20 protein-coding genes are annotated in these 24,357 nt (G+C 65.3%); 10 read left to right on the forward strand and 10 right to left on the reverse strand.

The window, feature by feature from the left end; genetic code table 11:
• Nucleotides 1–287 precede the first annotated feature (287 nt).
• From ABIB78_RS10010 to ABIB78_RS10025, 4 genes are all read left to right on the forward strand, one after another.
• The gene (locus ABIB78_RS10010; protein WP_429024080.1) at nucleotides 288–3,848 is read left to right on the forward strand and encodes a helicase-related protein; all 3,561 of its coding nucleotides are present in this window, start codon (nucleotides 288–290) and stop codon (nucleotides 3,846–3,848) included.
• Between the two features lie 56 nt (nucleotides 3,849–3,904).
• The gene (locus ABIB78_RS10015; protein ID WP_429024081.1) at nucleotides 3,905–4,174 is read left to right on the forward strand and encodes an RNA-binding S4 domain-containing protein; all 270 of its coding nucleotides are present in this window, start codon (nucleotides 3,905–3,907) and stop codon (nucleotides 4,172–4,174) included.
• A 138-nt stretch (nucleotides 4,175–4,312) separates the two neighbouring features.
• Nucleotides 4,313–4,651: a ferredoxin FdxA gene (fdxA, locus tag ABIB78_RS10020; RefSeq protein ID WP_426437879.1), complete on the forward strand. Its 339-nt coding sequence runs from the start codon at nucleotides 4,313–4,315 to the stop codon at nucleotides 4,649–4,651.
• 433 nt (nucleotides 4,652–5,084) lie between these two features.
• On the forward strand, nucleotides 5,085–5,897 hold the full coding sequence (locus ABIB78_RS10025; RefSeq protein ID WP_429024082.1) for a CarD family transcriptional regulator: 813 nt from the start codon (nucleotides 5,085–5,087) through the stop codon (nucleotides 5,895–5,897).
• A gap of 314 nt (nucleotides 5,898–6,211) precedes the next feature.
• On the opposite strand, the gene ABIB78_RS10030 is transcribed toward ABIB78_RS10025, so the two are convergent.
• Genes ABIB78_RS10030 through cyoA form a run of 7 tightly spaced genes read right to left on the reverse strand, consistent with a single transcriptional unit; the run spans nucleotide 6,212 to nucleotide 13,123 of the window.
• Complete coding sequence (locus ABIB78_RS10030; RefSeq protein WP_429024083.1) at nucleotides 6,212–6,748, reverse strand: response regulator transcription factor; 537 nt, start codon at nucleotides 6,746–6,748, stop codon at nucleotides 6,212–6,214.
• Entirely contained in the window at nucleotides 6,738–8,123 is a 1,386-nt protein-coding gene (locus tag ABIB78_RS10035) for an ATP-binding protein (protein ID WP_429024084.1), read from the reverse strand. The genes ABIB78_RS10030 and ABIB78_RS10035 overlap by 11 nt, the downstream gene beginning before the upstream one ends.
• A complete protein-coding gene (locus ABIB78_RS10040) occupies nucleotides 8,095–8,925 on the reverse strand; it encodes an SURF1 family protein (protein WP_429024489.1) in 831 nt (276 codons plus the stop codon). Before ABIB78_RS10040 ends, ABIB78_RS10035 begins: the two co-directional genes overlap by 29 nt.
• 2 nt (nucleotides 8,926–8,927) lie before the next feature.
• Nucleotides 8,928–9,320 carry a cytochrome o ubiquinol oxidase subunit IV gene (gene cyoD / locus ABIB78_RS10045; RefSeq protein ID WP_429024085.1) on the reverse strand — a complete coding sequence of 131 codons (393 nt, stop codon included), beginning with the start codon at nucleotides 9,318–9,320 and terminating at the stop codon, nucleotides 8,928–8,930.
• Nucleotides 9,317–9,946 carry a cytochrome o ubiquinol oxidase subunit III gene (gene cyoC, locus ABIB78_RS10050; RefSeq protein ID WP_429024086.1) on the reverse strand — a complete coding sequence of 210 codons (630 nt, stop codon included), beginning with the start codon at nucleotides 9,944–9,946 and terminating at the stop codon, nucleotides 9,317–9,319. Before cyoC ends, cyoD begins: the two co-directional genes overlap by 4 nt.
• Nucleotides 9,943–11,946: a cytochrome o ubiquinol oxidase subunit I gene (cyoB, locus tag ABIB78_RS10055; RefSeq protein WP_429024087.1), complete on the reverse strand. Its 2,004-nt coding sequence runs from the start codon at nucleotides 11,944–11,946 to the stop codon at nucleotides 9,943–9,945. Before cyoB ends, cyoC begins: the two co-directional genes overlap by 4 nt.
• 10 nt (nucleotides 11,947–11,956) lie before the next feature.
• Nucleotides 11,957–13,123 (reverse strand): ubiquinol oxidase subunit II, encoded by a 1,167-nt coding sequence (gene cyoA / locus ABIB78_RS10060; RefSeq protein ID WP_429024088.1) that lies wholly within the window; start codon nucleotides 13,121–13,123, stop codon nucleotides 11,957–11,959.
• A gap of 246 nt (nucleotides 13,124–13,369) precedes the next feature.
• On the opposite strand from cyoA, the gene ABIB78_RS10065 reads away from it, so the two are divergent.
• The gene (locus tag ABIB78_RS10065; RefSeq protein WP_429024089.1) at nucleotides 13,370–14,662 is read left to right on the forward strand and encodes an MFS transporter; all 1,293 of its coding nucleotides are present in this window, start codon (nucleotides 13,370–13,372) and stop codon (nucleotides 14,660–14,662) included.
• Between the two features lie 250 nt (nucleotides 14,663–14,912).
• Here ABIB78_RS10065 and ABIB78_RS10070 read toward each other — a convergent pair whose 3' ends face one another.
• Nucleotides 14,913–15,734: a transporter gene (locus tag ABIB78_RS10070; protein ID WP_429024090.1), complete on the reverse strand. Its 822-nt coding sequence runs from the start codon at nucleotides 15,732–15,734 to the stop codon at nucleotides 14,913–14,915.
• A gap of 210 nt (nucleotides 15,735–15,944) precedes the next feature.
• On the opposite strand from ABIB78_RS10070, the gene ABIB78_RS10075 reads away from it, so the two are divergent.
• Entirely contained in the window at nucleotides 15,945–16,346 is a 402-nt protein-coding gene (locus tag ABIB78_RS10075; RefSeq protein ID WP_429024091.1) for a c-type cytochrome, read from the forward strand.
• Nucleotides 16,347–16,518: 172 nt separating this feature from the next.
• On the opposite strand, the gene ABIB78_RS10080 is transcribed toward ABIB78_RS10075, so the two are convergent.
• Both ABIB78_RS10080 and ABIB78_RS10085 read right to left on the reverse strand, forming a co-directional pair.
• Nucleotides 16,519–18,012: a M48 family metalloprotease gene (locus ABIB78_RS10080; RefSeq protein WP_429024092.1), complete on the reverse strand. Its 1,494-nt coding sequence runs from the start codon at nucleotides 18,010–18,012 to the stop codon at nucleotides 16,519–16,521.
• Nucleotides 18,013–18,065: 53 nt separating this feature from the next.
• Nucleotides 18,066–18,851, reverse strand: a complete 786-nt coding sequence (locus ABIB78_RS10085) for a thermonuclease family protein (RefSeq protein ID WP_429024093.1) — start codon at nucleotides 18,849–18,851, stop codon at nucleotides 18,066–18,068.
• Nucleotides 18,852–18,998: 147 nt separating this feature from the next.
• On the opposite strand from ABIB78_RS10085, the gene ABIB78_RS10090 reads away from it, so the two are divergent.
• The 4 genes from ABIB78_RS10090 (at nucleotide 18,999) to ABIB78_RS10105 (ending at nucleotide 24,257) form a co-directional block, all read left to right on the forward strand.
• Nucleotides 18,999–20,204 carry an ABC transporter substrate-binding protein gene (locus tag ABIB78_RS10090; protein WP_429024094.1) on the forward strand — a complete coding sequence of 402 codons (1,206 nt, stop codon included), beginning with the start codon at nucleotides 18,999–19,001 and terminating at the stop codon, nucleotides 20,202–20,204.
• Between the two features lie 141 nt (nucleotides 20,205–20,345).
• Nucleotides 20,346–21,140 (forward strand): enoyl-CoA hydratase, encoded by a 795-nt coding sequence (locus ABIB78_RS10095; protein WP_429024095.1) that lies wholly within the window; start codon nucleotides 20,346–20,348, stop codon nucleotides 21,138–21,140.
• A 15-nt stretch (nucleotides 21,141–21,155) separates the two neighbouring features.
• Nucleotides 21,156–21,911 (forward strand): hypothetical protein, encoded by a 756-nt coding sequence (locus ABIB78_RS10100; protein WP_429024491.1) that lies wholly within the window; start codon nucleotides 21,156–21,158, stop codon nucleotides 21,909–21,911.
• 228 nt (nucleotides 21,912–22,139) lie between these two features.
• Nucleotides 22,140–24,257 carry an acetate--CoA ligase family protein gene (locus tag ABIB78_RS10105; RefSeq protein WP_429024096.1) on the forward strand — a complete coding sequence of 706 codons (2,118 nt, stop codon included), beginning with the start codon at nucleotides 22,140–22,142 and terminating at the stop codon, nucleotides 24,255–24,257.
• Nucleotides 24,258–24,357: the final 100 nt, after the last annotated feature.

A 24,357-nucleotide genomic window follows, 5' to 3' on the forward strand; every position in this document is an offset into this window, starting at 1 on the left:
GAAAGGACGCGGGAATCCGATGCTGCATTGTTGGATCGCGCCGGAGTGACGACATTGGAAGAGTGCGCTGCATGTTCTCCCTCGCCCCGCTCTTGCGGGGGCGCGACGAGCAAAGCTCACGCTGAGAGGGTCGGGGTGAGGGGCTCTCGCCACGAGCGCAGTATGTGGATGGTCCCCCTCACCCGCCGCGCAAGCGCGCGGCGACCTCTCCCCGCAACAGGCGGCGCGAGGTGACATTCTAGGCGCGCATCCGCGCGACACGCCGCAACAAGAAACACCTGCAAAATATGGCTTTCTCATCCTCGTTCGGAAATGACCGCGCGCCCGGCTCAGGCGTCACCGCGGTGCTCGGGCCGACCAATACCGGCAAGACGCATCTCGCCATCGAGCGCATGCTGGCGCATTCGTCCGGCCTGATCGGGCTGCCGCTGCGGCTGTTGGCGCGCGAGGTCTACAACAAGATCGCGGACCGCGCCGGCGTCGACAACGTCGCGCTGATCACCGGCGAGGAGAAGATCAAGCCGAAGTCGCCGCGCTTCTGGGTCTCGACCGTCGAGGCAATGCCGCGCGATCTCGATGTGTCCTTTCTCGCCGTCGACGAGATCCAGATCGCCGCCGATCTCGAGCGTGGCCATGTCTTCACCGATCGCATCCTCAACCGCCGCGGCCGCGACGAGACGCTGCTGCTGGGCGCCGCGACGATGCGGCCGATCATCGAGCGGCTGTTGCCGGGCGCCTCGATCGTCACGCGGCCACGGCTGTCGCAGCTCGAATTCGCCGGCGACCGCAAGATCACGCGGCAGCCGCGGCGCACGGCGATCGTCGCGTTCTCGGCCGATGAGGTCTATGCGATCGCCGAACTGATCCGCCGCCAGCATGGCGGCGCGGCGGTGGTGCTGGGCTCGCTCTCGCCCCGCACGCGCAATGCGCAGGTCGCGATGTTCCAGAACGGCGACGTCGATTATCTCGTCGCCACCGACGCGGTCGGCATGGGGCTCAATCTCGACGTCGATCACGTCGCCTTCGCCTCCGACCGCAAGTATGACGGCTACCAGTTCCGCCGGCTGACGCCGGCCGAATTCGCCCAGATCGCGGGCCGCGCCGGGCGCGCCACGCGCAACGGCACCTTTGGCACCACCGGCCGCTGCGCGCCGTTCGAGCCGGAGCTCGTCAACGCGCTGCAGAACCACACCTTCGACAGCGTCAAGATGCTGCAATGGCGCAACGCCAGGCTCGATTTCTCCTCGCTCGGCGCGCTGCAGGTGTCGCTGGCATTGTCGCCTAATCATGAGGCACTGACGCGGGCCCCGGCGGCCGAGGATCTGCGCGTGCTCGATCACGTCGCGCGCGACGCCGAAGTGCGCGAATTCGCGCATGGTGCGGCCGCGGTGGAGCGGCTGTGGGAGGCCTGCCAGGTTCCGGACTACCGAAAGCTGTCGCCGGCCGCCCATGCCGAACTCGTGACCACGCTGTATGGCTTCCTGATGCAAAAGGGGCGTATCCCAGATGCATGGTTTGCCGCCCAGGTCGACCAGGCCAACCGGACCGACGGCGATATCGACACGCTATCGGGCCGGATCGCGCAGATCCGGACCTGGACCTTCGTTGCCAACCGGCCGGACTGGCTCTACGACCCGGAGCATTGGCAGGGGATCACGCGCGAGCTCGAAAATAAATTATCCGATGCGCTGCATGAACGGCTCACGGAGCGTTTCGTTGACAGGCGGACCAGTGTATTGATGCGCCGCCTGCGGGAGAACTCAGTTTTGAATACGGAAATTGGCAAGACCGGTGAAGTGATCGTGGAAGGCCATGCGATCGGCCGGCTCGATGGTTTCACCTTTGCACCTGATGCAGCCGAGGCCGGCAGCGACGCCAAGGCGCTGCAAGCCGCCGCCCAGCAGGTGTTGGCGCGCGAAATCGATGCGCGCGCCGAGAAGCTGGGCGCCGCGCCCGACGAGCAGTTCGTGCTGACCTCCGACGGCACCATCCGCTGGACCGGCGATGCGGTGGCCAAGCTGGTGGCCGCCGAGGACGCGCTGCATCCGCGGTTGCGCATCATCTCCGACGAGCGGCTGACCGGCGCCTCGCGCGAGGCCGTGCAGACCCGGCTCGATCTCTGGCTCAAGACGCATATCGAAAAGCTGCTCGGACCGCTGTTCGAACTGTCCAAGGCCGAGGATATCCAGGGCATCGCCCGCGGCATCGCCTTCCAGCTCGTCGAGGCGCTCGGCGTGCTCGAGCGCAGCAAGATCGCGGCCGAGATGAAGGATCTCGACCAGCCTTCCCGTGCAGCGTTACGCAAGTACGGCGTGCGGTTCGGCGCCTATCACATCTATTTCCCGCAGCTGTTGAAGCCCGCGGCGCGCTCGCTGGCCTCGCTGCTGTGGGCCGAGAAGCAGAGCAATGCCGACATGGCTGCGCTGTCGAACGTGCAGCATCTGGCGTCGAGCGGCCGCACCTCGTTCCCGGTCGACAAGGCTCTGCCGCGCGATGGCTATCGCGTGCTCGGCTATCGCCAGTGCGGCGAGCGGGCGGTGCGCGTCGACATCCTGGAGCGGCTCGCCGATCTGATCCGTCCCGCGCTGGCCTGGCGCGAGACCTCGCCGGGCGTGAAGCCCGCCGGGGCGTTCGATGGCCGCGGCTTTGTCGTCACGCAGGCGATGACCTCGCTGACCGGCTCCGCCGGCGAGGATTTTGCCTCGATCCTGCGCGCGCTCGGCTACCGCATGGACCGCCGTCCGCCGTTGCCGCAAAAGCCCGCCGAGGTGGCGCCCGCTGAGACAACGGAGCCCGTCGCCGCGACCACGGAGGCCGTCGCCGAGACGCCGCCGGTCGAGCCGACGTCCGACGTCGCCGTGGACGCGCCGGTCGATGCCGCCGTCGAGGCGCCTGCCGATGCCGGTGCCACGGCCGATGCGCCGGAGGCGGCCACAGATCAGCTGGTGTCCGGCGATCCCGCGCCGTCGGCCGCGCTGCTGCCCGATGTCGGCTTTGCCGAGGTGGTTTCCAGCGAAGCGACGCCTGTGGTCATCGAGACCAAGCCCGAGCCCGTGGCAGAGGTTGCCGCGGAGCCGGCCGCCGTCGCCGAGGAACCCGCTGCTGAGGCGCCCGCTGCTGAAGCCGCCGCTGAACCCGCACCCGCCGTCGAAGCCGTTGCGGAGACGCCGGCGGAGGCCGCCGCTCCGCAGACGCCGTCTGAGGCTGGTGCCGAAGCGCCTGCGGAGAGCGCGAGCGCCGACGGAGCAACGGCCGAGGCCGCGCCCGCCGTCGCCGAGACGCCGGCCGAGCCGCAGCTGGTCGAGGTCTGGCGTCCCGGTGGCCGCTCCGATGAGCGCCGTCCGCATCATCGCGGCGATCGCAACCGCGGCCGCCATCAGGGCAAGCCCGCCGAGGGCGCGCAGGCCGCAGAAGGCGGCGGCGAGGGCGAGAAGCGCGAGCAGCATCGCCGTCCGCGCCGTCACCAGGATTTCCGTACCCCGCGTCCGGCCGCACCCGCTGACGGCTCTGCGCCGGCCTCCGCCGCGCCGGCCGATGGCGCGCCGCGCGAGGACAAGGGCCAGCGCCGCGAGCGCTTCGAGGGCCAGCGTTTCGAGGGCAAAGGCCGCGATCGCGACAATGAGCGTCGCCGCGACAACAAGTTCGGTGGAGGCAAGGGCGAGCGCGGCGATCGTGATCGCGGCGGGCGCGATTTCGGCAAGGGCGGCCGCGACAAGCGCGAGGGCGGCCCGTCGCATCGGCCCTACGCCTCGAGCGCGCCGCGCGAGCGCGACCGGCCGATCGATCCGAACTCGCCATTCGCCAAGCTGGCTGCGCTGAAAGAGCAGCTCGCCGGCCGGAAGGAATAGTCCAACCCTTGGTCTGAAGCTTGGTCTAATTCTTGGTCTGATTCTTGGTCTAACTCTTGGATCGACAGCGGCTCGACAAATGGCTGTGGCACGCGCGGGTGGTGAAGGCTCGCACCAGCGCGGCTGAACTCGTCGAGTCCGGTCACGTCCGCATCAACGGCACGCGCGAGAAATCGCCGGGCCATGCGGTGAAGGCGGGCGACGTCGTCACCGTGGCGCTCGACAACAGCGTCCGGGTGCTGAAGGTGATCGGCTTTGCCGAGCGGCGCGGCGATGCCAGTTCGGCGCGCGTGCTCTACGACGATTTGCAAGCCGGCAAGGAGTAGTTATCTAACGGTTGCTATTCAAATTTGGGCTAGCAGAGACATCAGAATACTGGCGTTTTTCGGGGGTCGCTTCCCTTGCGGCTGCGGTATTCCTGCGCTACGCAACCCCAGAAAAAGTGGATCGTTTCGGAGTTTTGGATGACCTACGTCGTCACTGAAGCCTGCATCAAGTGCAAATATACCGACTGCGTCGAGGTCTGCCCCGTCGATTGCTTCTACGAGGGCGAGAACATGCTGGTCATCCATCCCGACGAATGCATCGACTGCGGCGTGTGCGAGCCGGAATGCCCGGCGGACGCCATCAAGCCGGACACCGAGCCGGGCCTGGAAAAGTGGCTCGAGGTGAATACCGAATATGCCAAGAGCTGGCCGAACATCACCCAGAAGAAGGACTCGCCCGAGGACGCCAAGGAGTGGGAAGGCAAGGAAGGCAAGTTCGAGAAATATTTTTCTCCGAAGCCGGGCAGCGGCGACTGATTCGCCGATATCCGCAGGGACTACCCCGATAAGGGCGGGCTAATAAGGTCGGCTTGGGCCCGCCGCGGCCCTCCGTTCGGCCGCCGATTTAACCCTAATGACGGACATATGACCTGAGAATCCCCTGTTATGCCCGGAATCGGGCGTAAATCATTGATTTTTGCGGAAAATGTGCTATATTGGGCACATTACAGGCCAAGAACCCCCTGCCATGCGTACCTTGTGGCGTCGAGGTTCCCGCAACATCGAACAGGGGCGTGGCAGTTTCCGCGCGCAGGCTGTGTCACAGAAAACGCGTAAAAAGAGTGCTTCAAAGACGACGAAAAAAGCCGCTGTCGTTGCTCGCAGCGCAACCAAGGGCCGTGCCAAGGCGTCCGTGAAGGGGGCCAAGAAGGCGGCGGCTGCAAAGTCCTCAAAGAACAAAAGAAGCGTGATGCCAGAAAAGACTGCCAAGACTGCCGCGAAAGCGGCAGCTGCGAAGGCCGCTGCTGCGAAGGTCGCCCCCAAGCCTGCTGCTGCGACCAAGCCTGCTGCTGCGCCGAAGCCGGCCGCCCCGAAGGCTGCCGTCCCCGCCGCTGCTCCGAAGGTTGCCGCCAAGCCGGCCGCTGCGCCGCGCGTCGAGGAGCCGAAGAAGGTCGTGACCCAGCGCCAGGGCTTCAAGGCCAACGAATTCGTCGTCTATCCCGCTCACGGCGTCGGCCAGATCCTGGCGATCGAGGAGCAGGAGATCGCGGGCGCCAAGCTCGAGCTGTTCGTGATCAATTTCATGAAGGACAAGATGACGCTGCGGGTGCCGACGGCGAAGGTCGCCAATGTCGGCATGCGCAAGCTGTCGGAGCCGGCGCTGGTCAAGAAGGCATTGGAGACGCTGAAGGGCCGCGCCCGCGTCAAGCGCACCATGTGGTCGCGCCGCGCCCAGGAATACGAAGCGAAGATCAACTCGGGCGACATCGTCGCGATCGCCGAGGTGGTCCGCGACCTCTATCGTTCGGAATCGCAGCCCGAGCAGTCCTACAGCGAACGCCAGCTCTATGAAGCGGCGCTCGACCGTCTGTCGCGCGAAATCGCGGTCGTGCAGCATTCGACCGAGACCGAGGCGATCAAGGAGATCGAAGGCCAGCTCGCCAAGAGCCCGCGTCGCGGCGCCAAGGCTGAGTCCGCTGAAGGCGACGCCGAGGGCGATGCCGACGGTGAGGATATCGACTCCGATGGCGACGATGCCAGCGTCGCCGACGAAGCCGCCTAAGCAGCGCGCTGCCAGATTTCAGATCAAAAGCCCGGTCGCAAGGCCGGGCTTTTTGTTTGGTGCGGACTCGGCGGGGCGCGGAAGCGACGGTCTTGCATACGGCTTGGCCGCGAGCGCGCTCAGTACGACCGTTGCTTGATGCCCAGCGGCCGTTCGCGGAGGTCACGATCAACAGACTGCGGTGACGGCCGGCAATCGATCCGTCGGCGCGGCCGCGTCGACGGCATCATCCGTGCCGGGCTGGAACAGGTTGTCGACATTGCTCATGCCGCGGCTATACCCCGGCGGGCTCCATCCGGCTACGCAGAGGGCAGCTACTTCACCCGCTGCTTCTCGAGCTTGCGCGCCAGGGTGCGGCGATGCATGCCGAGGCGGCGGGCCGCCTCCGAGATGTTGAAGTCGGTCTCGATCAGGGTCTGGTGGATGCGCTCCCACTCCAGCGTCTTGATCGAGGTCGGCCGCACGCCGACTTCGATGGCGGCGTTGCCGGCGGCTTTCTGGAACGCGGCCTCGATGTCGTCGGTGTTCGACGGCTTGGCCAGATAGTGGCAGGCGCCGAGCTTGATCGCCTCCACCGCGGTCGCGATGCTGGCGAACCCCGTCAACACGACGATCAACATCTCAGGGTCATGCGCGTGCAGTGCTTCGACGCAGGCAAGGCCGGAAGCGCCGCCGGCGAGCTTCAGGTCGACAACGGCATAGCCGGGCGATTGCTGCTCGAGCAGCTGGCGGACCTCGTCGAGCGAGGCCGACATCGCAACGCCGTAGCCGCGGCGCTCGAACGAGCGCTTCAGCGTGCGGGCAAAGCCGGCGTCGTCCTCGACGATCAGAAGCTGGCGTTCATCCGTCAAGATGGTCTCCGATCGCGAGCGTCAAGAGCGGCAGCTCGAGCCTGACCGCAGCGCCGATGTCCGGCCGGTTGCGCGCCTTCACCACGCCGCCAAGCTTGCGCACCACGTTGACGACGAGGAAAAGGCCGAGGCCGCTGCCGGGGCTGCCCTTGGTCGATTGATACGGCTTGCCGATATGCGCCTGCATCTCCCGCGAGAAACCCGGGCCGCGATCGGTCACCGACAGCACCAGCCTGTCGGCATTGCGCTCGGCCATCAGCTCGATCCAGTCGCGCGAGACCTCGGCGGCATTGTCGAGCACGTTGAAGATCGCCTGCTTGAGCGCGATGTCGGATACGATCGCCAGATCGGCGCCAAAGGCGTTGCGGAAATACAGCGTGGCCGACGGCCGCGTGGTCCGCCATTCCTCCACCAGCGCGGTCAGGAACGCCGCGACCGTGGTCGGCGAGGAGCCTTCGCCGCGGGCCTCGCCGGCCGACAGCAAGATGCCTGTCACGATCGACTTGCAGCGCTGCACCGAGATCTCCATCTCGCCGAGGTCCTGCGACAGCTCGGGATCGGAGGCGAGCACGGGCATCCGGCGCCAGTCGCCCAGGATGACCGAGAGCGAGGCGAGCGGCGTGCCGAGTTCGTGCGCCGCGCCGGACGCCAGTAGGCCCATTCTGACAATATGGTCCTGCTCGGCAGCGTGCTGGCGCATCGCCGCGAGGCGAAGGTCGCGGTCGCGCAGATTGCGGTTGATCCGCGTCATGAACACCACGAGCAGGACGGCGTCGAGCACAAGGCCGATGAACGTGCCGGCAACATAGAGATTGAAGGCATCGGCAAAGCCCTGCTGCGGCAGCTCCAGCGGCCGGTAGTAGCTGCTCAGCCAGGCGAAGTTCATGCAGACCAGCGCCACCAGCGACCAGGTCGAGGGCGCATCGAGCAGCACCGCGCCAAGCGTCACCTGCAGCAGATAGAGCGACGTGAAGGGATTGGTGGCGCCGCCGCTGAGATAGAGCAGGGCGGTCAGCGCCGCCACGTCGAGCGCCAGCGCGACCAGGAGCTCGCGGTTGTTGATGTCGGCGCGGTAGCGCAGCCACAGCAGGCTGACGAGGTTGAGCGCCACCAGCCCCGAGATCACGGCCGCCATCGGCAGCAGCGGCAGCGCGACGCCCATCCAGAACTGCACAAAGCCGATCGTGACGATCTGCCCGATCACGGCGATCCAGCGCAGCTGGACCAGCAGGGCCATGTTCTTGCGATTGGTCGCGATATCGGCGGGCGCTGTGAGATCGAACGGCATGCCGGCAGCCGCGCTCACGGCGTCCGGCATCACGGCCGTGCCGGTCGCGGCTTTCTCCTCATGCAGATCCGATGTGCGCTCGAGCATCTGGGCCTGTGTCGCGAGACAGATTGCGTGCTGCGCCGATCAGGCGGCGCACGGCGGCGCGTCGTGAGTCCCACCTTGGATCGGAGGCGCCGGCGCGGCCCCTGCCGCATCCGACGCGCAGGAGCGCGCCCGCCAGCATAAAGGCCAGCGCGAACCATGTCAGCGCGTAAATCAGGTGGTTGTTTGGAAACCGCACGATCGTGAGCCCGCCGACCGGGTAGCCGCCCGGATTTGGCGTCGCGTCGGCGTCGATGAAGAAGGGGGCTACTTTCGCCAATCCGTGCGCGGCCGCGATCGCGGCGACGTCGCGCGAATACCAGCGGCCGGCCGCAGGGTCGTTGTCGCGCAGGAAGCCGCCCTTCGGCTCCGACATCCGCAGCAGGCCGGTGACGCTGACCGGGCCCGGCGGGACGCCGGCGCGCCGCGTCGCGCCATTGCGCCTGTCAGGCGGAACAAAGCCGCGATTGACCAGCACTGTGGTTCCGTCGGTCGTGCGCAGCGGGGTCAGCACCCAGAAGCCGGGACCGTCAGTCGTGACCGCCTGAACCAGCGTCTCGTCGTCATCGAGGAAGGTGCCGTGCACGGTGACGCGACGGTATTCGTCGCTCGCAGCCGTGACCGCCGGCCATGACGATTGCGGCGGCGGCGCGACGGGCGCCGCATGCATCCGCTGCTCGACCCGCTCGATCAGCGCCAGCTTCCAGGTCCTGCGTTCGACCTGCCAGACGCCGAGCGCGCTCAGCAGCACCACGCCGAGCACGCCGAGCGTGAGCAGTGCAAGCGGTGGTCCGGCAGCCCGCATCGTCACGGCATCTGGCTCATGTCGTGCATCGGCATCATGTTGATGTTGAGGTGATGCATGACCCATAGCGAGCCGGTCAGCGCGATCACCACCATGACCACGGTGAAGATCATCGCCATCATGGTCCAGCCATTCTCGGACCGCGTGTTCATGTGCAGGAAGTACACCATGTGCACGACGATCTGCACCGCGGCCAACACCAGCACGATCAGCGCGGTGACCTGCTTGTCGGCGATGACGCCGCTCATCACCAGCCAGAACGGCACCGCGGTGAGGACGACCGAGAGGCCGAAGCCGATCAGATAGCTCTTCAGCGAGCCGTGAGCGGCCCCGCCATGGGCATCATGGCCGTGATTGCCGGCGTCGGAGTGCAGGGCGTGAGAGTCTGTTGTCATCGCAGCATTCCCAGGAGATAGACGAAGGTGAAGACGCCGATCCAGACCACGTCGAGGAAGTGCCAGAACATGGAAAGGCACATCAGCCGGCGCCGGTTGGCTTCGGTGAGGCCGAAGCGCGCGGTCTGCACCATCAGCGTCACCAGCCAGACCAGGCCGAAGGTGACGTGCAGGCCGTGGGTGCCGACCAGCGTGAAGAACGACGACAGGAAGGCGCTGCGCTGCGGCGTCGCACCCTCATGGATCATGTGGGCGAACTCGGTGAGCTCGATGCCGAGGAAGGCAAGGCCGAACAGCCCGGTGATGGCGAGCCAGGCCTGCGTCGCGCCGATCCTCGATTTCTCCATCGTCAGCATGGCAAAACCATACGTGATCGAGGAGAGCAGCAGCATCGTGGTGTTGAGCGCGACCAGCTTGAGATCGAACAGGTCCTTCGGCGACGGGCCGGCGGCATAGTTGCCGCCGAGCACGCCGTAGGTCGCGAACAGCATCGCGAAGATGAGGCAGTCGCTCATCAGGTAGATCCAGAAGCCCAGCATGGTGCTGGCGCCTTCCGGATGCGCGTGCTCGTCGATGACGTGAAAGACCGGTTCGGAGCTTTGTGTGGAGACGGTGGCAACGGTCATGGCTGGGCTCCCGCGGCGAGAACGCGCGTCCGCGCGTCTTCGGCCCGCACCACCTCATCCGCAGGGATGTGGAAGTCGCGGTGATAGTTGAAGGTGTGGCCGATCGCGACCGCGAGCAGCGCAACGAAGCTGACGGCGGCGAGCCACCAGATGTACCAGATCAGGCCGAACCCCATCACCGTCGCCAAGGCGGCGAGGATGATGCCGGTGCCGGTGTTGGACGGCATATGGATCGGCCTGAAGCCGGTCAGCGGACGCCTGTAGCCGCGGCGCTTCATGTCCCACCAGGCGTCGTTGTCGTAGACGACGGGTGTGAACGCGAAATTGTAGTCCGGCGGCGGCGACGACGTCGCCCATTCCAGCGTGCGCGCGTTCCAGGGATCGCCGGTCGTGTCGCGCAGCTGCTCGCGCCTGATGATGCTGACCGCGAACTGCACCAGCATCGCGCCGATGCCGAGCAGGATCAGGAAGGCGCCGAAGGCCGCGATGACGAACCAGATCTGCAAGGAGGGATCGTCGAACACGCGGAGCCGGCGGGTCACGCCCATCAGGCCGAGCACGTAGAGTGGCATGAAGGCGAAATAGAAGCCCGAGACCCAGAACCAGAACGACAGCTTGCCCCAGAACGGATCGAGCCTGAAGCCGAATGCCTTCGGGAACCAGTAGTTGATGCCGGCGAACAGGCCGAACAGCACGCCACCGATGATCACGTTGTGGAAATGCGCGATCAGGAACAGGCTGTTATGCAGCACGAAATCGGCGGGCGGCACCGCGAGCAGCACGCCGGTCATGCCGCCGATCACGAAGGTCAGCATGAACGCCACCGTCCACATCATCGGCAGCTCGAAGCGGATGCGGCCGCGATACATAGTGAACAGCCAGTTGAACATCTTCGCGCCCGTCGGGATCGAGATGATCATGGTGGTGATGCCGAAGAACGAGTTGACACTGGCGCCGGAGCCCATTGTGAAGAAGTGGTGCAGCCAGACCAGGTAGGACAGGATGGTGATGACGACGGTGGCGTAGACCATCGAGGTGTAGCCGAACAGCCGCTTGCCGGAGAACGTCGCGGTCACCTCGGAGAAGATGCCGAATGCCGGCAGCACCAGGATGTAGACCTCGGGGTGGCCCCAGATCCAGATCAGGTTCACGTACATCATCGGGTTGCCGCCGAAGTCGTTCGTGAAGAAGTTGGTGCCGACGTAACGGTCGAGCGACAGCAGCGCCAGCACCGCGGTGAGCACCGGGAAGGAGGCGACGATCAGGACGTTGGTGCAGAGCGAGGTCCAGGTGAACACCGGCATCTTCATCATCGTCATGCCCGGCGCGCGCAGCTTGACGATGGTGCAGACCAGGTTGATGCCCGATAGCGTCGTGCCGACGCCGGCGACCTGTAGTCCCCATATGTAATAGTCGACGCCGACGTCGGGACTGTAGCCGATATTCGACAGCGGCGGGTAGGCAAGCCAGCCGGTGCGGGCGAATTCTCCGACGAACAGCGACATCATCACCAGCACGGCGCCGCCGACCGTCATCCAGAAGCTGAAATTGTTGAGGAACGGGAAGGAGACGTCGCGGGCGCCGATCTGCAGCGGCACCACGTAGTTCATCAAGCCGGTCACCAGCGGCATCGCCACGAAGAAAATCATGATCACGCCGTGCGCGGTGAAGATCTGGTCGTAGTGATGGGCCGGGAGGTAGCCGTCGGAGCCGTTGAAGGCGATCGCCTGCTGCAGCCGCATCATCAGCGCGTCCGCGAAGCCGCGCAGCAGCATCACGATGCCGAGGATCATGTACATGATGCCGATGCGCTTGTGGTCCACGGTGGTGAACCACTCGCGCCACAGATAGCCCCAGAGACGGAAGTAGGTGACGATGGCGAACAGCGCCAGGCCGCCGGTCGCAACCACCGCGAAGGTGCCGACCAGGATCGGCTCATGCAGCGGCAGTGCTTCCAGGTTGAGGCGGCCGAAGATCATCTTGACGAGGTCGGGATTCATGCGGTCCTCCTCAGGACTCTGATTTCGGACGCTGGCCGAGCAGCAAAGAGGTCGATGACGGATCTGCGGGCGAGAACGGCGGACGCGTCAGCCCGATGCCGCGCAGCGGTGTCAGATCGAGCGGCGCGGTGACTTCGCGCGACGGCGCGTCCTTGATCTCGTCCATCGAGCAGATGCCGGCGACGAAGGTCGGTGAGGCGCCGAGCGGCGCGCCGCGGCGGGCGTATTTGTCGTAAGTGAGCGGCAGCGTGTTGTTGAGGCCTTCGCGGCCGAGGCCGCCCTTGGCGTCGATCGCCATCATCTCGCTCATGCACATCTTGCCGGGCTCGACGCACATGTTGAGGATCGCCTTGTAGAGATCGCGATCGACCGAGCGATAGAGCCGCACCGGATCGTTCTGGCTCGGACGCTCGAGCTGCAGATAGTCGCTACGGCCGAGCATGTTGCCGCTGGCTCTGGCGGTGCCAATCCACTTGTCGAAATTCGATGTCGAGAGGGACTTGAACTCGAAGTGCATGCCGGAGAAGCCGGCGCCGCTGTAATTGGCGGAGAAGCCTCTGTACGTGCCTTCCTTGTTGGAGACCGCGTGCAGCTTGGTCTCCATGCCGGGCATGGCGTAGATCTGGCCGGCGAGGGCGGGGATGTAGAACGAGTTCATCACGGAGGAGGCCGTGATGCGGAAGCGGATCGGGCGGTCGACGGGCGCGGCGAGTTCGTTGACGGCGGCGACGCCATAGTCCGGGTAGATGAACAGCCACTTCCAGTCGAGCGCGACCACCTCGACATTGAGCGGGGCGTCCTTGCTCTCGATCGGCTTGTCGGCGGCGATCCGGCCGAGCGAGCGGTAGGGATCGAGCAGATGCGTGCCCATCCAGGTCAGCGCACCCAGGCAGATGATGATCAGAAGCGGCGCCGACCAGATCACGAGCTCGAGCTGGGTGGAGTGATCCCACTCCGGCTCGTAGGGCGCCGCGGTGTTGGACTGGCGATAGCGCCAGGCAAAGAAGACGGTCAACGCCATCACCGGAAGCACGATCACAAGCATCAGGACGGTGGAGATGACGACGAGGTCGCGCTGCTGCGCGGCGATGTCGCCGGCAGGCGCCAGGACGACGAAATCGCACCCGCCAAGGAGCGCCGCGAACGGCAATAAGGCCAATAATTTCAAGGCGCGCACGGCTCACCCCACTTGAATTTTATGAGTTCCGCCAAGGGGTAGCTGCGATGCAGCAAAGTTGACATTGGACAATTTGTCCAATGTTGCACTGCGGGATAGAAGATCAGAAGATGAGGTGGACCGCGTGGCAGATTCTGCCCGTGGCCTCATCTCTTGCTTGAGCATGATCTGTTCGGAAAGCCGGTTTCCACTTTTCCGGATCATGCTCCAAAGGACGGTTCTCCGGCGATGGCACAGGCCCCAGCAATGGCTCACGGCACCCCGACCGCATCAGGTCACGGGCAGGCGAAACCCGGCGAAATCGCCATCGGCGTCATCATCGGGCGCACGTCGGAATTCTTCGACTTCTTCGTCTATGCGATCGCCTCGGTGATCGTGTTCCCGAAGCTCGTATTCCCGTTCGTCAATGAGCTCACCGGCACGCTCTATTCATTCGGCATCTTCGCGCTCGCCTTCGCCGCGCGGCCGCTCGGCACCGTCATCTTCATGGCGGTCGATCGCCGGCACGGCAAGGGCGCCAAGCTCGTCATCGCGCTGTTCCTGCTCGGCACCTCGACGGTCGCGATCGCCTTCCTGCCCGGCTACGACACGATCGGCGTTGCGGCGATATGGCTCTTGGCTGCCGCGCGCGTCCTGCAGGGCATCGCCTGGGGCGGCGCATGGGACGGCCTTGCCTCGCTGCTCGCGATGAATTCGCCGGCGCATCGCCGCGGCTGGTACGCGATGGTGCCGCAGCTCGGCGCGCCGCTCGGGCTGATTGTGGCGAGCGCGCTGTTCGCCTTCTTCGCCGGCAACCTCTCGGCGGATGATTTCTTCGATTGGGGCTGGCGCTACCCGTTCTTCGTCGCCTTCGCCATCAACGTGGTGGCGCTGTTCGCGCGGCTGCGCATGGTGGCGACGGATGAATATTCCGAGCTGTTCGAAAGCCGCGACCTGGAGCCGGCGCGCGTCGGCGAGACCGTCGCGCAGGAGGGACGCCACATCCTGCTCGGCGCCTTCGCGCCGCTGGCGAGCTTTGCCCTGTTCCACATGGTCACGGTGTTTCCGCTGTCCTGGGTGTTCCTGTTCACCAGGGAAAGCCCGGTGCGCTTTCTGATCATCGAGATGATCGGCGCCATGGTCGGCGTCGTCGCGATCATCGCTTCCGGCATGATCGCCGACCGCGTCGGGCGCAAGCCGCTGCTGCTGGGCTCGGCGGTCGCGATCGCGGTGTATAGCGGCTTTGCCCCGCAGCTGCTCGATGCCGGCGCGTTCGGTGAGACCGTCTACATGGTGCTCGGCTTCGTGCTGCTCGGGCTGTCGTTCGGCCAGTCGTCGGGTGCGATTGCCTCGAGCTTCGCGCGCAACTATCGCTACACAGCCTCGGCGCTGACGTCGGATTTCGCCTGGCTGTTCGGCGCCGGCTTTGCGCCGCTGGCGGCGCTGCTGCTGGCGACGCATTTCGGCCTGATCTCGGCCGGCGCGTATCTCTTGTCGGGCGCGGTGTGGACGCTGCTGGCGCTGTGGCTGAGCGGACTGCGCGAAGCCGAAGTTAATTAGAGCGTTTTCGAGCGAAGTGGATACCGGTTCGCGTGAAGAAAACGCGTCAAAACAAGAATCTAGAGCCCTGTTCCGATTCAATCGGAACGGAAAAGGCTCTAGTCACGCAATCCTGTCTTCTCCTTCCCACTGAAAGGGGGAAGGTCGGGATGGGGGGCAGCCATAGGCAACGCTGTCAGCCGAGATAGCAGATCCCCACCCGCTTTGCTCTGGCGAGCAAAGCGACCTCCCCTTTTCAAGGAGAGGTGAACTACCGAAACAGTCCGTCGACGCGGAACGAATACCCCAGGCCGACAATGTAGTTCGGCGAGTTGCGGTTGAGCCCGAACGCGATGTGGAGGTCGACCTGCTGGGTCGGCGTGATCCGGTACATGCCACCGGAGTTGATGAATTGGGTCGGCCGCGCGCCATCAGGATAATCGCCGACATATTCGGTGAACACGCTCATCCGCTCGGTCAGCTTCTTCTCGATCACGAAGGTCGTTTCCGACAGGTGCTGGCTGGACAGCTCGGCGGGACGGAAGAATTCCGTGAACATGCCGCTGACGCCCCAGCCGTCATGTAGCTCCCATGACCACGGCAGCTGGATGTAGGGCTGCGCGCCGCGCCCGGCGATCTCAGCTGCGCCGGTCGGCAGCGCGACGCCGGCGGTGATCGAGAGGTCGATCTTCCCCGGCACCGGGCTGATCTGCCACTTGATGCCGGGTGCGACGTCGGAAAAGCCCGAGACGCCGGGCGATTTTACGTTGCCGAACCAGGTCGGCAGGTCGATCAGCACTTCGAGGCAGGGCGCGATGCCGAGCCGCCAACGGCTGTTGCCGCCGTCGATGGTGCGGCCGCCGTCGCGGCCGGTCAGGTTGATGCCGTTCTCGTTCTGCAGACTCCCGACCGGCACGACGATACTCGAATTTGTGACGTCGGGCCGGTCGGTCGCGATTTCGTCGCTCGCCTTGTCGCTCGCCCTGGGACAGCCGTCCGCGCGCGCGGCGGTGGCTGTGGCGAGAACGAGCGCAGCAAGCACGCAGGCGAGTTCGGCAAGTCGAGCGACGGCGCCGAACCGATTCTGAAACACTGGGGATGCTCCAATAGCGCGGCGCCGCTGCGGAGGTGGCAGCTTGGATATAGATCGGCTGATGACGCGGATATTCCTCGCGGGCCGGAAGAAATCATCCGCGCCGGCCGCAGCGACGATTGAGGAACCCGCGCGAGCGAGCGGCATTTCGGGGAATAGAATGGCGGTGTGGCTGCTCCTGTTGTGGTGGCAAACAGGAGACCCCCGGGAATGACCATTCGTTCGATCGCAGGCGTTCTGGCGCCGCGGCAGGCCAAAATTGCCGAGATGGCGGCCATCGCGATCCTGATCGCCCTGAACAGCGCCCGTGCGGCGGGCGATCCGGCGCGAGGCGCCACGCTGTACCAGGGCTGCGGCGATTGCCATTCGATCGAGAAGAACGACGTCGGCCCTATGCACAAGGGTGTCGTGGGCCGCCTTGCCGGCACGGTCGCGGGCTACAATTACTCGCCGGCGCTGAAGAACTCGAAGATCGTGTGGACCGAGGCGAATCTCGACAGATGGCTCACCGGTCCGGACGCGATGGTTCCGGGCACCAAGATGTTCTACGAGGTTCAGGATCCAAAGGACCGGGCCGACATCATCGCCTTCCTCAAGGAGAAGGCGAAATAGGGCGTTTTCTCTCTCTCTCTCTCTCTCTCTCTCTACATCGTCCCTGCGGAAGCAGGGACCCATAACCACAGGAATATGTTGTTAGGGCGCGCTATGGCCCCAGCTTTTTCCATCAATATGTTTATGGATCCCGGCGTTCGCCGGGACGACGGTGGTGAGGGTGCATGCAGCCTCAATCCACCACGATCTTGACGCGGTCGCGCGGTTTCACCTGGGCGTGGGCGTCGAGACCGTTGAGCACGCGGAAGCGCTCGGCCGGATGATCGATGCCGGCCATGCGGTGCGACAGCGATTCCACGGTGTCGCCGGGCTGCACGTTGATGACCTTGATGCGCAGTGGCCGCGCGGCCTGGATCTCCTCGAGCGTCAGGCGGCGGAACGAGTTGACGGTCTCGCGCGCGTTGCGCTCGCTCTCGGTGGATTTCTGCTTGGTGGCGAAGATGAAGCGATAGACATCGCTGCCGAAGCGCAGCGCGAAGACCTTGAATTGCCACTGGTCGCCATGCGCGGTGGCCGACGCCGCCGGAAAGCCGTTGATATTGAGGTCCTCAGTGGAGGACTTCTCGACGCCTTCCATCCAGCCGGAATTCAGATAGTCGCCGAGCGACTGCTCGGCCGGCACCCGCACCACGTCGAAGCGCATCGCCTGGCTGCCGCCTTCGCGCACGCCGATCACCGCCTGCGCGGTGTTGTCGAGCGTGAAATTGTCGGGCGCGGTGAAGGTGAAGCCGAGCTTGGGATGCAGGAAGCGGCGGCCGCGCACGAAGCCTTCGCTGGGGTCCTCGCCATAGACGATGTTGTCGATCGCGGCGAGATAGGTCTCGCGGTCGCGCTCATTGCTCTCCGGCGATGAGTATTGCCGCGCGGTGGTTTGCGCGTTGGAGATGCGCTCGGGCGTTGCCGGATGCGACGAGGTGAAATCCTGCGCGCGCGGATCGAGCGCGGTCTTGCCGATCTTGAGCGCGGCATTGCGCTCCATCGCGGTCAGGAAGCGCGCCGCGCCATAGGGATCGAAATGCGCGCGCGCGGCAATCCCGACACCGATGCCGTCGGCCTCGAACTCCTGCTGCCGCGAGAAGCTCGCCATCGTCAGCTTGGTCTTGGCCAGCGCCAGCGCCGTGAGATCGGGGTCGCTGCTCATGTCGGTGACGACGCGCGTAACCACCGCCGCCTGGCGCGCCTGGTCCTCGCGCATCGCAGCATGCTTGGCCAGCACATGCGCCATCTCGTGGCTCAGCACCGAGGAGAGCTCGGAGGTGTCGCTGGCGAGCGCGATCAGGCCGCGCGTGACATAGAGCTGACCGGTCGGCAGCGCGAAGGCGTTGACCGCGCCGGAATTGAGGATCGTGACCTTGTAGGCCTGGTCGGGCCGTTCGGACGCCGCGACCAGCCGCTCGACGGTCTTGTTGATCAGGGCCTCGAGCTTCGGATCATCATAGGCGCCGCCATAGGACGACAGGATGCGTTCATGCTCGCGCTCGCTATTGGGCGTCTGCTGCACCACGCGGCTCGGCTTCACAGGGGCCGCCGTCGCGGTCGGGGTGACCTGCTCGAAGCGGCCGACATTGCCGCAGGCCGACAGCGTCAGAACCGCGCAAACGAGCGCCAGCGCAGCCGAAAGCCGGCGGCCAGTCCCATCTTCACGCCATCCCGCGCGCTCAATCACGTCAAAAACTCACAAATTGTCCCGCGATCGGCTGGGGTGTGGCCAGAGGACCCCTAGTTCCCGCCGAGCACTTCAATCTGCCCCACCCGGAGCAATTCGATTCGTGGCCCACGTCGTGCTTCCACCCAGCCTCGCACACGAATCCTACGATTTTCCAGAGACTTGGGCGAAAGCCCGGCAGCCTCGAACGCAGGGACTATGCGCCTTGAAATAGTCACAGCAAAGTCCCGTGTCCAGTTTCGGCCGAAATTCAGATAGGTTGTCGCCCCCGCCTGACGCACGGATAAAACCCGGCCCTCGACCACTGTAAAGCGCCCGATCCCGGCCAAAATATCGTCCGGACTTTCGGCGTTTTTTATGACGGTGGCCTCGGCCCAGGTTCCCGATCGGGCGGCCCGCGCCTCGGCCTCCGCCGCCATCAGTGCCGCTGCGCAGTCCTTGTCGGCGATCTCGGACGACACCAGCGCGAGGCCCCGACGCAGCAACTCGCTTTGCACCGACATCTCGCTGCCAGCGAGGAATGCGTAGGCCGGCTGCCGGCCATAGCGGTCCGGCGTGTCGTCCGGTCCGCGCAGCGTCACCTCGCGGCCGACCAGCAGCGCCGACAGCGCCGGCGTGGCCTTCGCTTGGTCGGCCACCTCGATGCCGGCGAGTCTGACCTCACGGCCGTCGTCGAGCCGAAGACTGCGCGCATCGACCACGGCGGTGACGCGACCCTCGCCCTGAATCTCGAAATTGCATCCGGCCGCGCGACTTTCGCCCCAGCCGAATATCGTTGCGGACGCGAGCAGCAAGATACGAGCAGCGGCCGGCGGAATCCGCATCAACAAGTTCTGCATCACTTGATCCTGGCACATCTTGGCCATTCCGTTGAGCGGAAAACCGGCGGTCGTTCCGCGGCTTGCTGCTGTAGGTCGCATGCGGCATGATCCGGACCTCGAAATGGACCTGATGGAATGAGGTCCGTGCTTCAAGGGAGGTTATGGATGCGACGAGTTTTGGCCGGCGTGTTGGCCTGTGTGTTTGCGGTCTCGGCGAATGCGTCGCTGGCGCAGGACAAGCCTCCGCTGAAGCTCGGTGGCATCCTCGATATGTCGAGCCTCTATGCCGACATCACCGGCTCGGGCAGCGAGACCGCCGCCAAGATGGCGGTCGAGGACTTCGGCGGCACGGTGCTCGGCCGCAAGGTCGAGATCGTGGTCGGCGACCATCTCAACAAGGCCGACCTTGCCGCCAACATCGCCCGCGACATGATCGACAATCAGGGCGTCGAGATGATTTTTGACGTCGCGGCGTCCGCGACCGCGCTGGCCGCCGGCGAGATCGCCAAGGCACGCGGCAAGATCATCGTGTTCAACGGCCCGGGCTCGATCCGCCTCTCCAACGAGGCCTGCGGCCCCTATACCGTGCACTACGTGTTCGACACCTTCGCGCAGGCCAATGTGACCGGCCTTGCCGCGGTGAAATCCGGCCTCGACACCTGGTTCTTCCTGACCGCGGACTATGCGTTCGGCCAGGACCTGGAAAAGGACACCAGCAATGTCGTGGTGAAGTCGGGCGGCAAGGTGCTCGGCAACGTGCGGCATCCGATCAATACCTCGGACTTCTCCTCCTTCCTGCTGCAGGCGCAGGCCTCGAAGGCCAAGGTGATCGGGCTTGCCAATGCCGGCGGTGACACCATCAACGCGATCAAGCAGGGCGCCGAGTTCGGCATCACCAAGGGCGGTCAGAAGATCTCGCCGCTCTTGGCTTTCGTGACCGATATCGACAGCGTCGGGCTCGATACGGCGCAAGGGCTTCTGCTCGCGGAAGCGTTTTATTGGGACCTCAATGACGACACCCGCGCGTTCTCGAAACGCTTCATGGAGCGCGTCAAGCGCGTGCCGACTTCGGCGCAGGCCGGCGTCTACTCCTCCGTGCTGCATTACCTGAACGCGGTGAAGGCCGCGGGCACCACCGATGCGGCCGCGGTCATGAAGGTGATGAAGGAAACCCCGATCAACGATATGTTCGCCAAGAACGGCAAGATCCGCGAGGACGGCCGCATGGTGCACGACATGTACTTGTTCGAGGTCAAGAAGCCCTCGGAATCCAAAGGCCGCTGGGATGACTACAAGCTGCTCGCGACCGTGCCGGGCGACCAGGCGTTCCAGCCGCTCGCCGACTCGCGCTGCCCGCTGGTGAAGAAGTGACGGAGTGACGAAGTCACGAAGTCACGCAGTCATCCCCGGGGCGTGCGAAGCACGAACCCGGGATCTCGAGGTTCCGGGTCTGGTGCTTACGCACCATCCCGGAACGACGGGGCAACCAACAACAACGAAAGGCAAAACGCCATGAGCGATAATCAGATGGTTCTCCAATCCCTCGACCAGGGCCTGCTCACCATCACGCTGAACCGCCCCGACCGGCGCAATGCGCTTAATCCCGATATGACGCGCGGCCTCGTCGAAGCGGCGCGGCGCGCGCAGGATAATACCGAAGTGCGCGCGGTGCTGATCAAGGGCGCCGGCGGCACGTTCTGCGTCGGCGGCGACGTCAAGTCGATGGCGGAAGGCCGTGCGCCGCTGCCGTTCGAGGCCAAGATGGCGAACCTGCGCCGCGGCATGGAGGTCTCGCGCATCCTGCACCAGATGCCGAAGCCCGTAGTGGCGCAGCTCGACGGCGCGGCGGCCGGCGCCGGGCTCTCGATCGCGCTGTCCTGCGACCTTCGCGTCGCCAGCGCCTCCTGCAAGATCACGACCGCCTTCGCCAAGGTCGGCTTCTCCGGCGATTACGGCGGCACCTATTTCCTGACCAAGATGCTCGGCAGCGCGAAGGCTCGCGAGCTCTATCTGATGTCGCCGGTGCTGTCAGCGCAGGAAGCCTACAACCTCGGCATGGTCTCCAAGGTGGTGCCCGATGCCGACATCGAGGCCGAGACGCTGGAACTCGCGCGGTCGCTGGCGCAGGGGCCGTCGGTGGCGCTCGGCTATATCAAGCGCAACATCAACAATGCCGAGACCATGACGCTCGAAGCCTGCTTCGACGGCGAGGCGATCCACCATACGCGTGCCGGCGAGACCACCGACCACAAGGAAGCGGCGAAGGCCTTCGTCGAGAAGCGCAAGCCCACTTTCCAGGGGCAGTAAGCCGTGGCTAATGACATCGCCGAGTACATGCGGCTGCGGCAGATCTGCTTGGTGGCGCCGCAGCTGGTGCCCGTGATCTCGGACATCTCCGCGATCATGGGCCTCGACGTCTGTTACCGCGACGGTAACGTCGCCAAATACGGGCTCGAGAACGCGCTGCTGCCGGTCGATACGATTCTCCTCGAAGTCGTCGCGCCGTTCGAGCCCGGATCGGGCACCGCGGCCGGCCGCTTCATCGAGAAGACCGGCGGCCGCGGCGGCTACATGGCGATCTTTTGCTGCGAGGATCCCGACGCGCGCGGCGCCAAGGCCAATGCGATCGGCGTGCGTACCGCGAACGTGATCACGCACGCGCCCTATCACGGCGTGCAACTGCACCCGCGCGATTGCCGCGCCGCCTTCATCGAGTTCAACCACACCGAAGGCAGCGACGACGTGCTGGGGCCGTATCCACCTGCCGGCCCGGACTGGCAGAAGTCGATCCGCAAGGACACGACTTTGGCACTGACCGAGGTCGAGATGCAGAGCCTCGAGCCGCAAGAATTGGCAGAACATTGGGGCAGGATCATCGGCGTTCCCGCCGACGGCACCGTGGTGAAGCTGCCGAACAGCAGCTTCCGCTTCATCAGGGGCGACAGCGAGATCATGAGCGGCTTGACGTTCAAGGTCGCCAACAAGGCCAAGGTGCTGGATGCCGCAAGAGCCAGAGGCTGTGCCGTGAAGGGCGATGAGTTCCTGCTTTGCGGCGTGACGTTCAAGCTGACGGCGTAGTCACCGTCATTGCGAGAAGCCAACGGGTCGCGCGAACGCGCGCCCGATGACAGGCTCCGCGACGAAGCGATCCATTCGGGCCCGTGCGGTGAAATGGATTGCTTCGCGGAGCCTGTCATCCGGCGGCGCTTCGCGCCGACCGGGTGGCTCGCAATGACCGGGCGAATGGTTGAGCTCGCGGCAACGATCCAATATCGTCGAGCATAATGACAACAAATGGAACGCCCCATGCCGCATCCGCTCGATTCCTTCTTCGCTCCCAGGAGCATCGCGCTGATCGGCGCCTCGCGCGATCACGAGAAGATTCCCGGCCGGCTGCTCGCGATGCTGCGCAAGAACGGCTATCCCGGCGCGCTCTATCCGATCAATCCGAACTATGACGAGATCGACGGACTGAGGTGCTTCAAGTCGATCGCCGATATCGGCGCGCCGATCGATCTTGCCGTCATCGTCATTCCCGCCCGTGCAGTGCTGCCGGCGCTGGAGCAGTGCGCCTCGGTCGGCGTCAGGAACACGGTCATCATCTCGTCCGGCTTTGCCGAGGAGGGCGGCGACAGCGCTGACATGCAGGAGGCGATCGTGGCGCTGGCGAAGCGGACCGGGATGCGGATCTCCGGCCCCAACGCCGAAGGGTTTTACAGCCAGGTGCAGAAGGTCGCCGCGACCTTCAGCCCGACCGTCGACGTCAAGCCGGATGCGCCCGATCTGGTCGCGAGCAGGCGGCGGATCGGCATCGTCGCGCAGAGCGGTGGCATCGGCTTTGCGATCTATCATCGCGCCAAGGCGCTCGGTATAGCCCTCAGCTATGTCGTCAGCGCCGGCAATGAGAGCGATCTCGGCGCCGGCGAGTTTTTCGACTACATGGTGCAGGATCCCTCGACCGACGTGATCCTGCTGTTCATCGAGGGGATCAGGGACGTCGACAAGTTTCTCGCGGCGGCGAAACGCGCGGCGGAGCTCAGAAAGCCCGTGATCGTGACCAAGGTCGGCCGCTCCGGCGCCGGTGAACGCGCGGCGGCCTCGCACACCGCGAGTATGGCGGGCTGGTCGGCAGCCTATGACGCGGTGTTCGCGAAATACGGCTTCATCGTCTCCAACGATCTCGACGAGGCCGTGACCATCGCCGCGGTTCTGACCACCAACCCGTTGCCGAAGGGCGATCGCGTCGCGGTACTGACGGTATCAGGTGGCGCCGGCATCTGGGGCGCCGACACCGTCTCGATGCAGGGCCTGCGCGTACCGGAGCTTTCCGCCACGATCCAGAGCCAGATCAAGCAATGGATGCCGTCCTATGGCGCGGCGGGCAATCCGGTCGACGTCACCGCGCAGGGCGTCTCCTCGGGTGGTCTGCAGAACAGCATTGAGCTGTTCGACGCGTCCGACGAGGTCGACGCGACGCTGGTGGTGCTGTCGCTGTCGAGCGAGACGCGGATGCCGCTCAAGGAGGCAGAGCTGAAGCCGGTGATCTCAAAGCAGAACAAGCCGGTGGTGTTCTACTCCTATACGCTGCCGTCGCCGTTCGCGCGGCAGGAGCTGGCGAAGTCGGGCGTGGTGGTGCTCTCGGGGCTGACCCACGTCGGCGTCGCGATGCGGCGGCTGGCGGATCATGCCAGCTTCAGGCCCGCGCCGGACATGGTGGCATCAGCGTCGCAGTCGCGCGATCTTTCTGCGCATCTCTCATCGAAGGCACTACTCTTCGAATATGATAGCAAGATGCTGCTGCGCGCCGCCGGCATCGCACTGCCGGACGAGGTGCTGGTAACGGATCGCGACGGGCTCGACGCCGCGGTCGAGCGGGTCGGATTTCCACTTGTCATGAAAATCCAGTCACCTGCCATCGCGCACAAGAGCGAGGTCGGCGGCGTCCGCGTCAACATCGCCGCCAAGGGCGCGGCGTTCACGGCCTATCGCGACATGCTTGAGACGGTGCAGAAGCAGCGGCCGGACGCCGCAATCCAGGGCGTGCTGGTCGGGCCGATGGCCAGGAAGGGCGTCGAGATCATTGTCGGCACCATGTCGGACGCGACCTTCGGGCCGATGGTGATGGTTGGGCTCGGCGGCATCACGACCGAGCTGTTCAAGGATGTGGTCTATCGCCCGGCGCCGGTGAGCCCGGCCGAGGCGATCGCGATGCTGGAGACGCTGAAGGCCGCGCCGCTGCTGCACGGCTTCCGCGGCGCGCCGAAAGCGGATGTCGCGGCGCTGGCGCGGTTGATCTCGCAGATTTCAGTGCTGGCGGCGCAGCACCGAAGCGAGATCGCCGAGATCGAAGTCAATCCGGTGCTGGTGCATCCGGAGGGGCAGGGCGTCACCATCGTCGATGCGCTGGTGGTGCCGAAAAAGTAGCGACCGATCTCCCCAACGTCGTCCCGGCGCAGGCCGGGACCCATACGCCGCGGCCCGCGGAAAGGGCACAAGGGGAGTCGGCTTGTCTCGCCACTCGCAT

The sequence above is a fragment of the Bradyrhizobium sp. I1.14.4 genome, from assembly GCF_050435825.1.
In the GTDB taxonomy this organism is placed as follows: Bacteria; Pseudomonadota; Alphaproteobacteria; order Rhizobiales; family Xanthobacteraceae; genus Bradyrhizobium.

Bases quoted from the DNA above. Each gene is read 5' to 3' on its own strand.
- ABIB78_RS10010 (WP_429024080.1), top strand. From the start codon at position 288: ATGGCTTTCTCATCCTCGTTCGGAAATGACCGCGCGCCCGGCTCAGGC.
- fdxA (WP_426437879.1), top strand. From the start codon at position 4,313: ATGACCTACGTCGTCACTGAAGCCTGCATCAAGTGCAAATATACCGAC.
- ABIB78_RS10025 (WP_429024082.1), top strand. From the start codon at position 5,085: ATGCCAGAAAAGACTGCCAAGACTGCCGCGAAAGCGGCAGCTGCGAAG.
- ABIB78_RS10035 (WP_429024084.1), bottom strand. From the start codon at position 8,123: ATGCTCGAGCGCACATCGGATCTGCATGAGGAGAAAGCCGCGACCGGC.
- ABIB78_RS10040 (WP_429024489.1), bottom strand. From the start codon at position 8,925: ATGCGGGCTGCCGGACCACCGCTTGCACTGCTCACGCTCGGCGTGCTC.
- cyoD (WP_429024085.1), bottom strand. From the start codon at position 9,320: ATGACAACAGACTCTCACGCCCTGCACTCCGACGCCGGCAATCACGGC.
- cyoC (WP_429024086.1), bottom strand. From the start codon at position 9,946: ATGACCGTTGCCACCGTCTCCACACAAAGCTCCGAACCGGTCTTTCAC.
- cyoB (WP_429024087.1), bottom strand. From the start codon at position 11,946: ATGAATCCCGACCTCGTCAAGATGATCTTCGGCCGCCTCAACCTGGAA.
- ABIB78_RS10065 (WP_429024089.1), top strand. From the start codon at position 13,370: ATGGCTCACGGCACCCCGACCGCATCAGGTCACGGGCAGGCGAAACCC.
- ABIB78_RS10075 (WP_429024091.1), top strand. From the start codon at position 15,945: ATGACCATTCGTTCGATCGCAGGCGTTCTGGCGCCGCGGCAGGCCAAA.
- ABIB78_RS10085 (WP_429024093.1), bottom strand. From the start codon at position 18,851: ATGCAGAACTTGTTGATGCGGATTCCGCCGGCCGCTGCTCGTATCTTG.
- ABIB78_RS10090 (WP_429024094.1), top strand. From the start codon at position 18,999: ATGCGACGAGTTTTGGCCGGCGTGTTGGCCTGTGTGTTTGCGGTCTCG.
- ABIB78_RS10095 (WP_429024095.1), top strand. From the start codon at position 20,346: ATGAGCGATAATCAGATGGTTCTCCAATCCCTCGACCAGGGCCTGCTC.
- ABIB78_RS10105 (WP_429024096.1), top strand. From the start codon at position 22,140: ATGCCGCATCCGCTCGATTCCTTCTTCGCTCCCAGGAGCATCGCGCTG.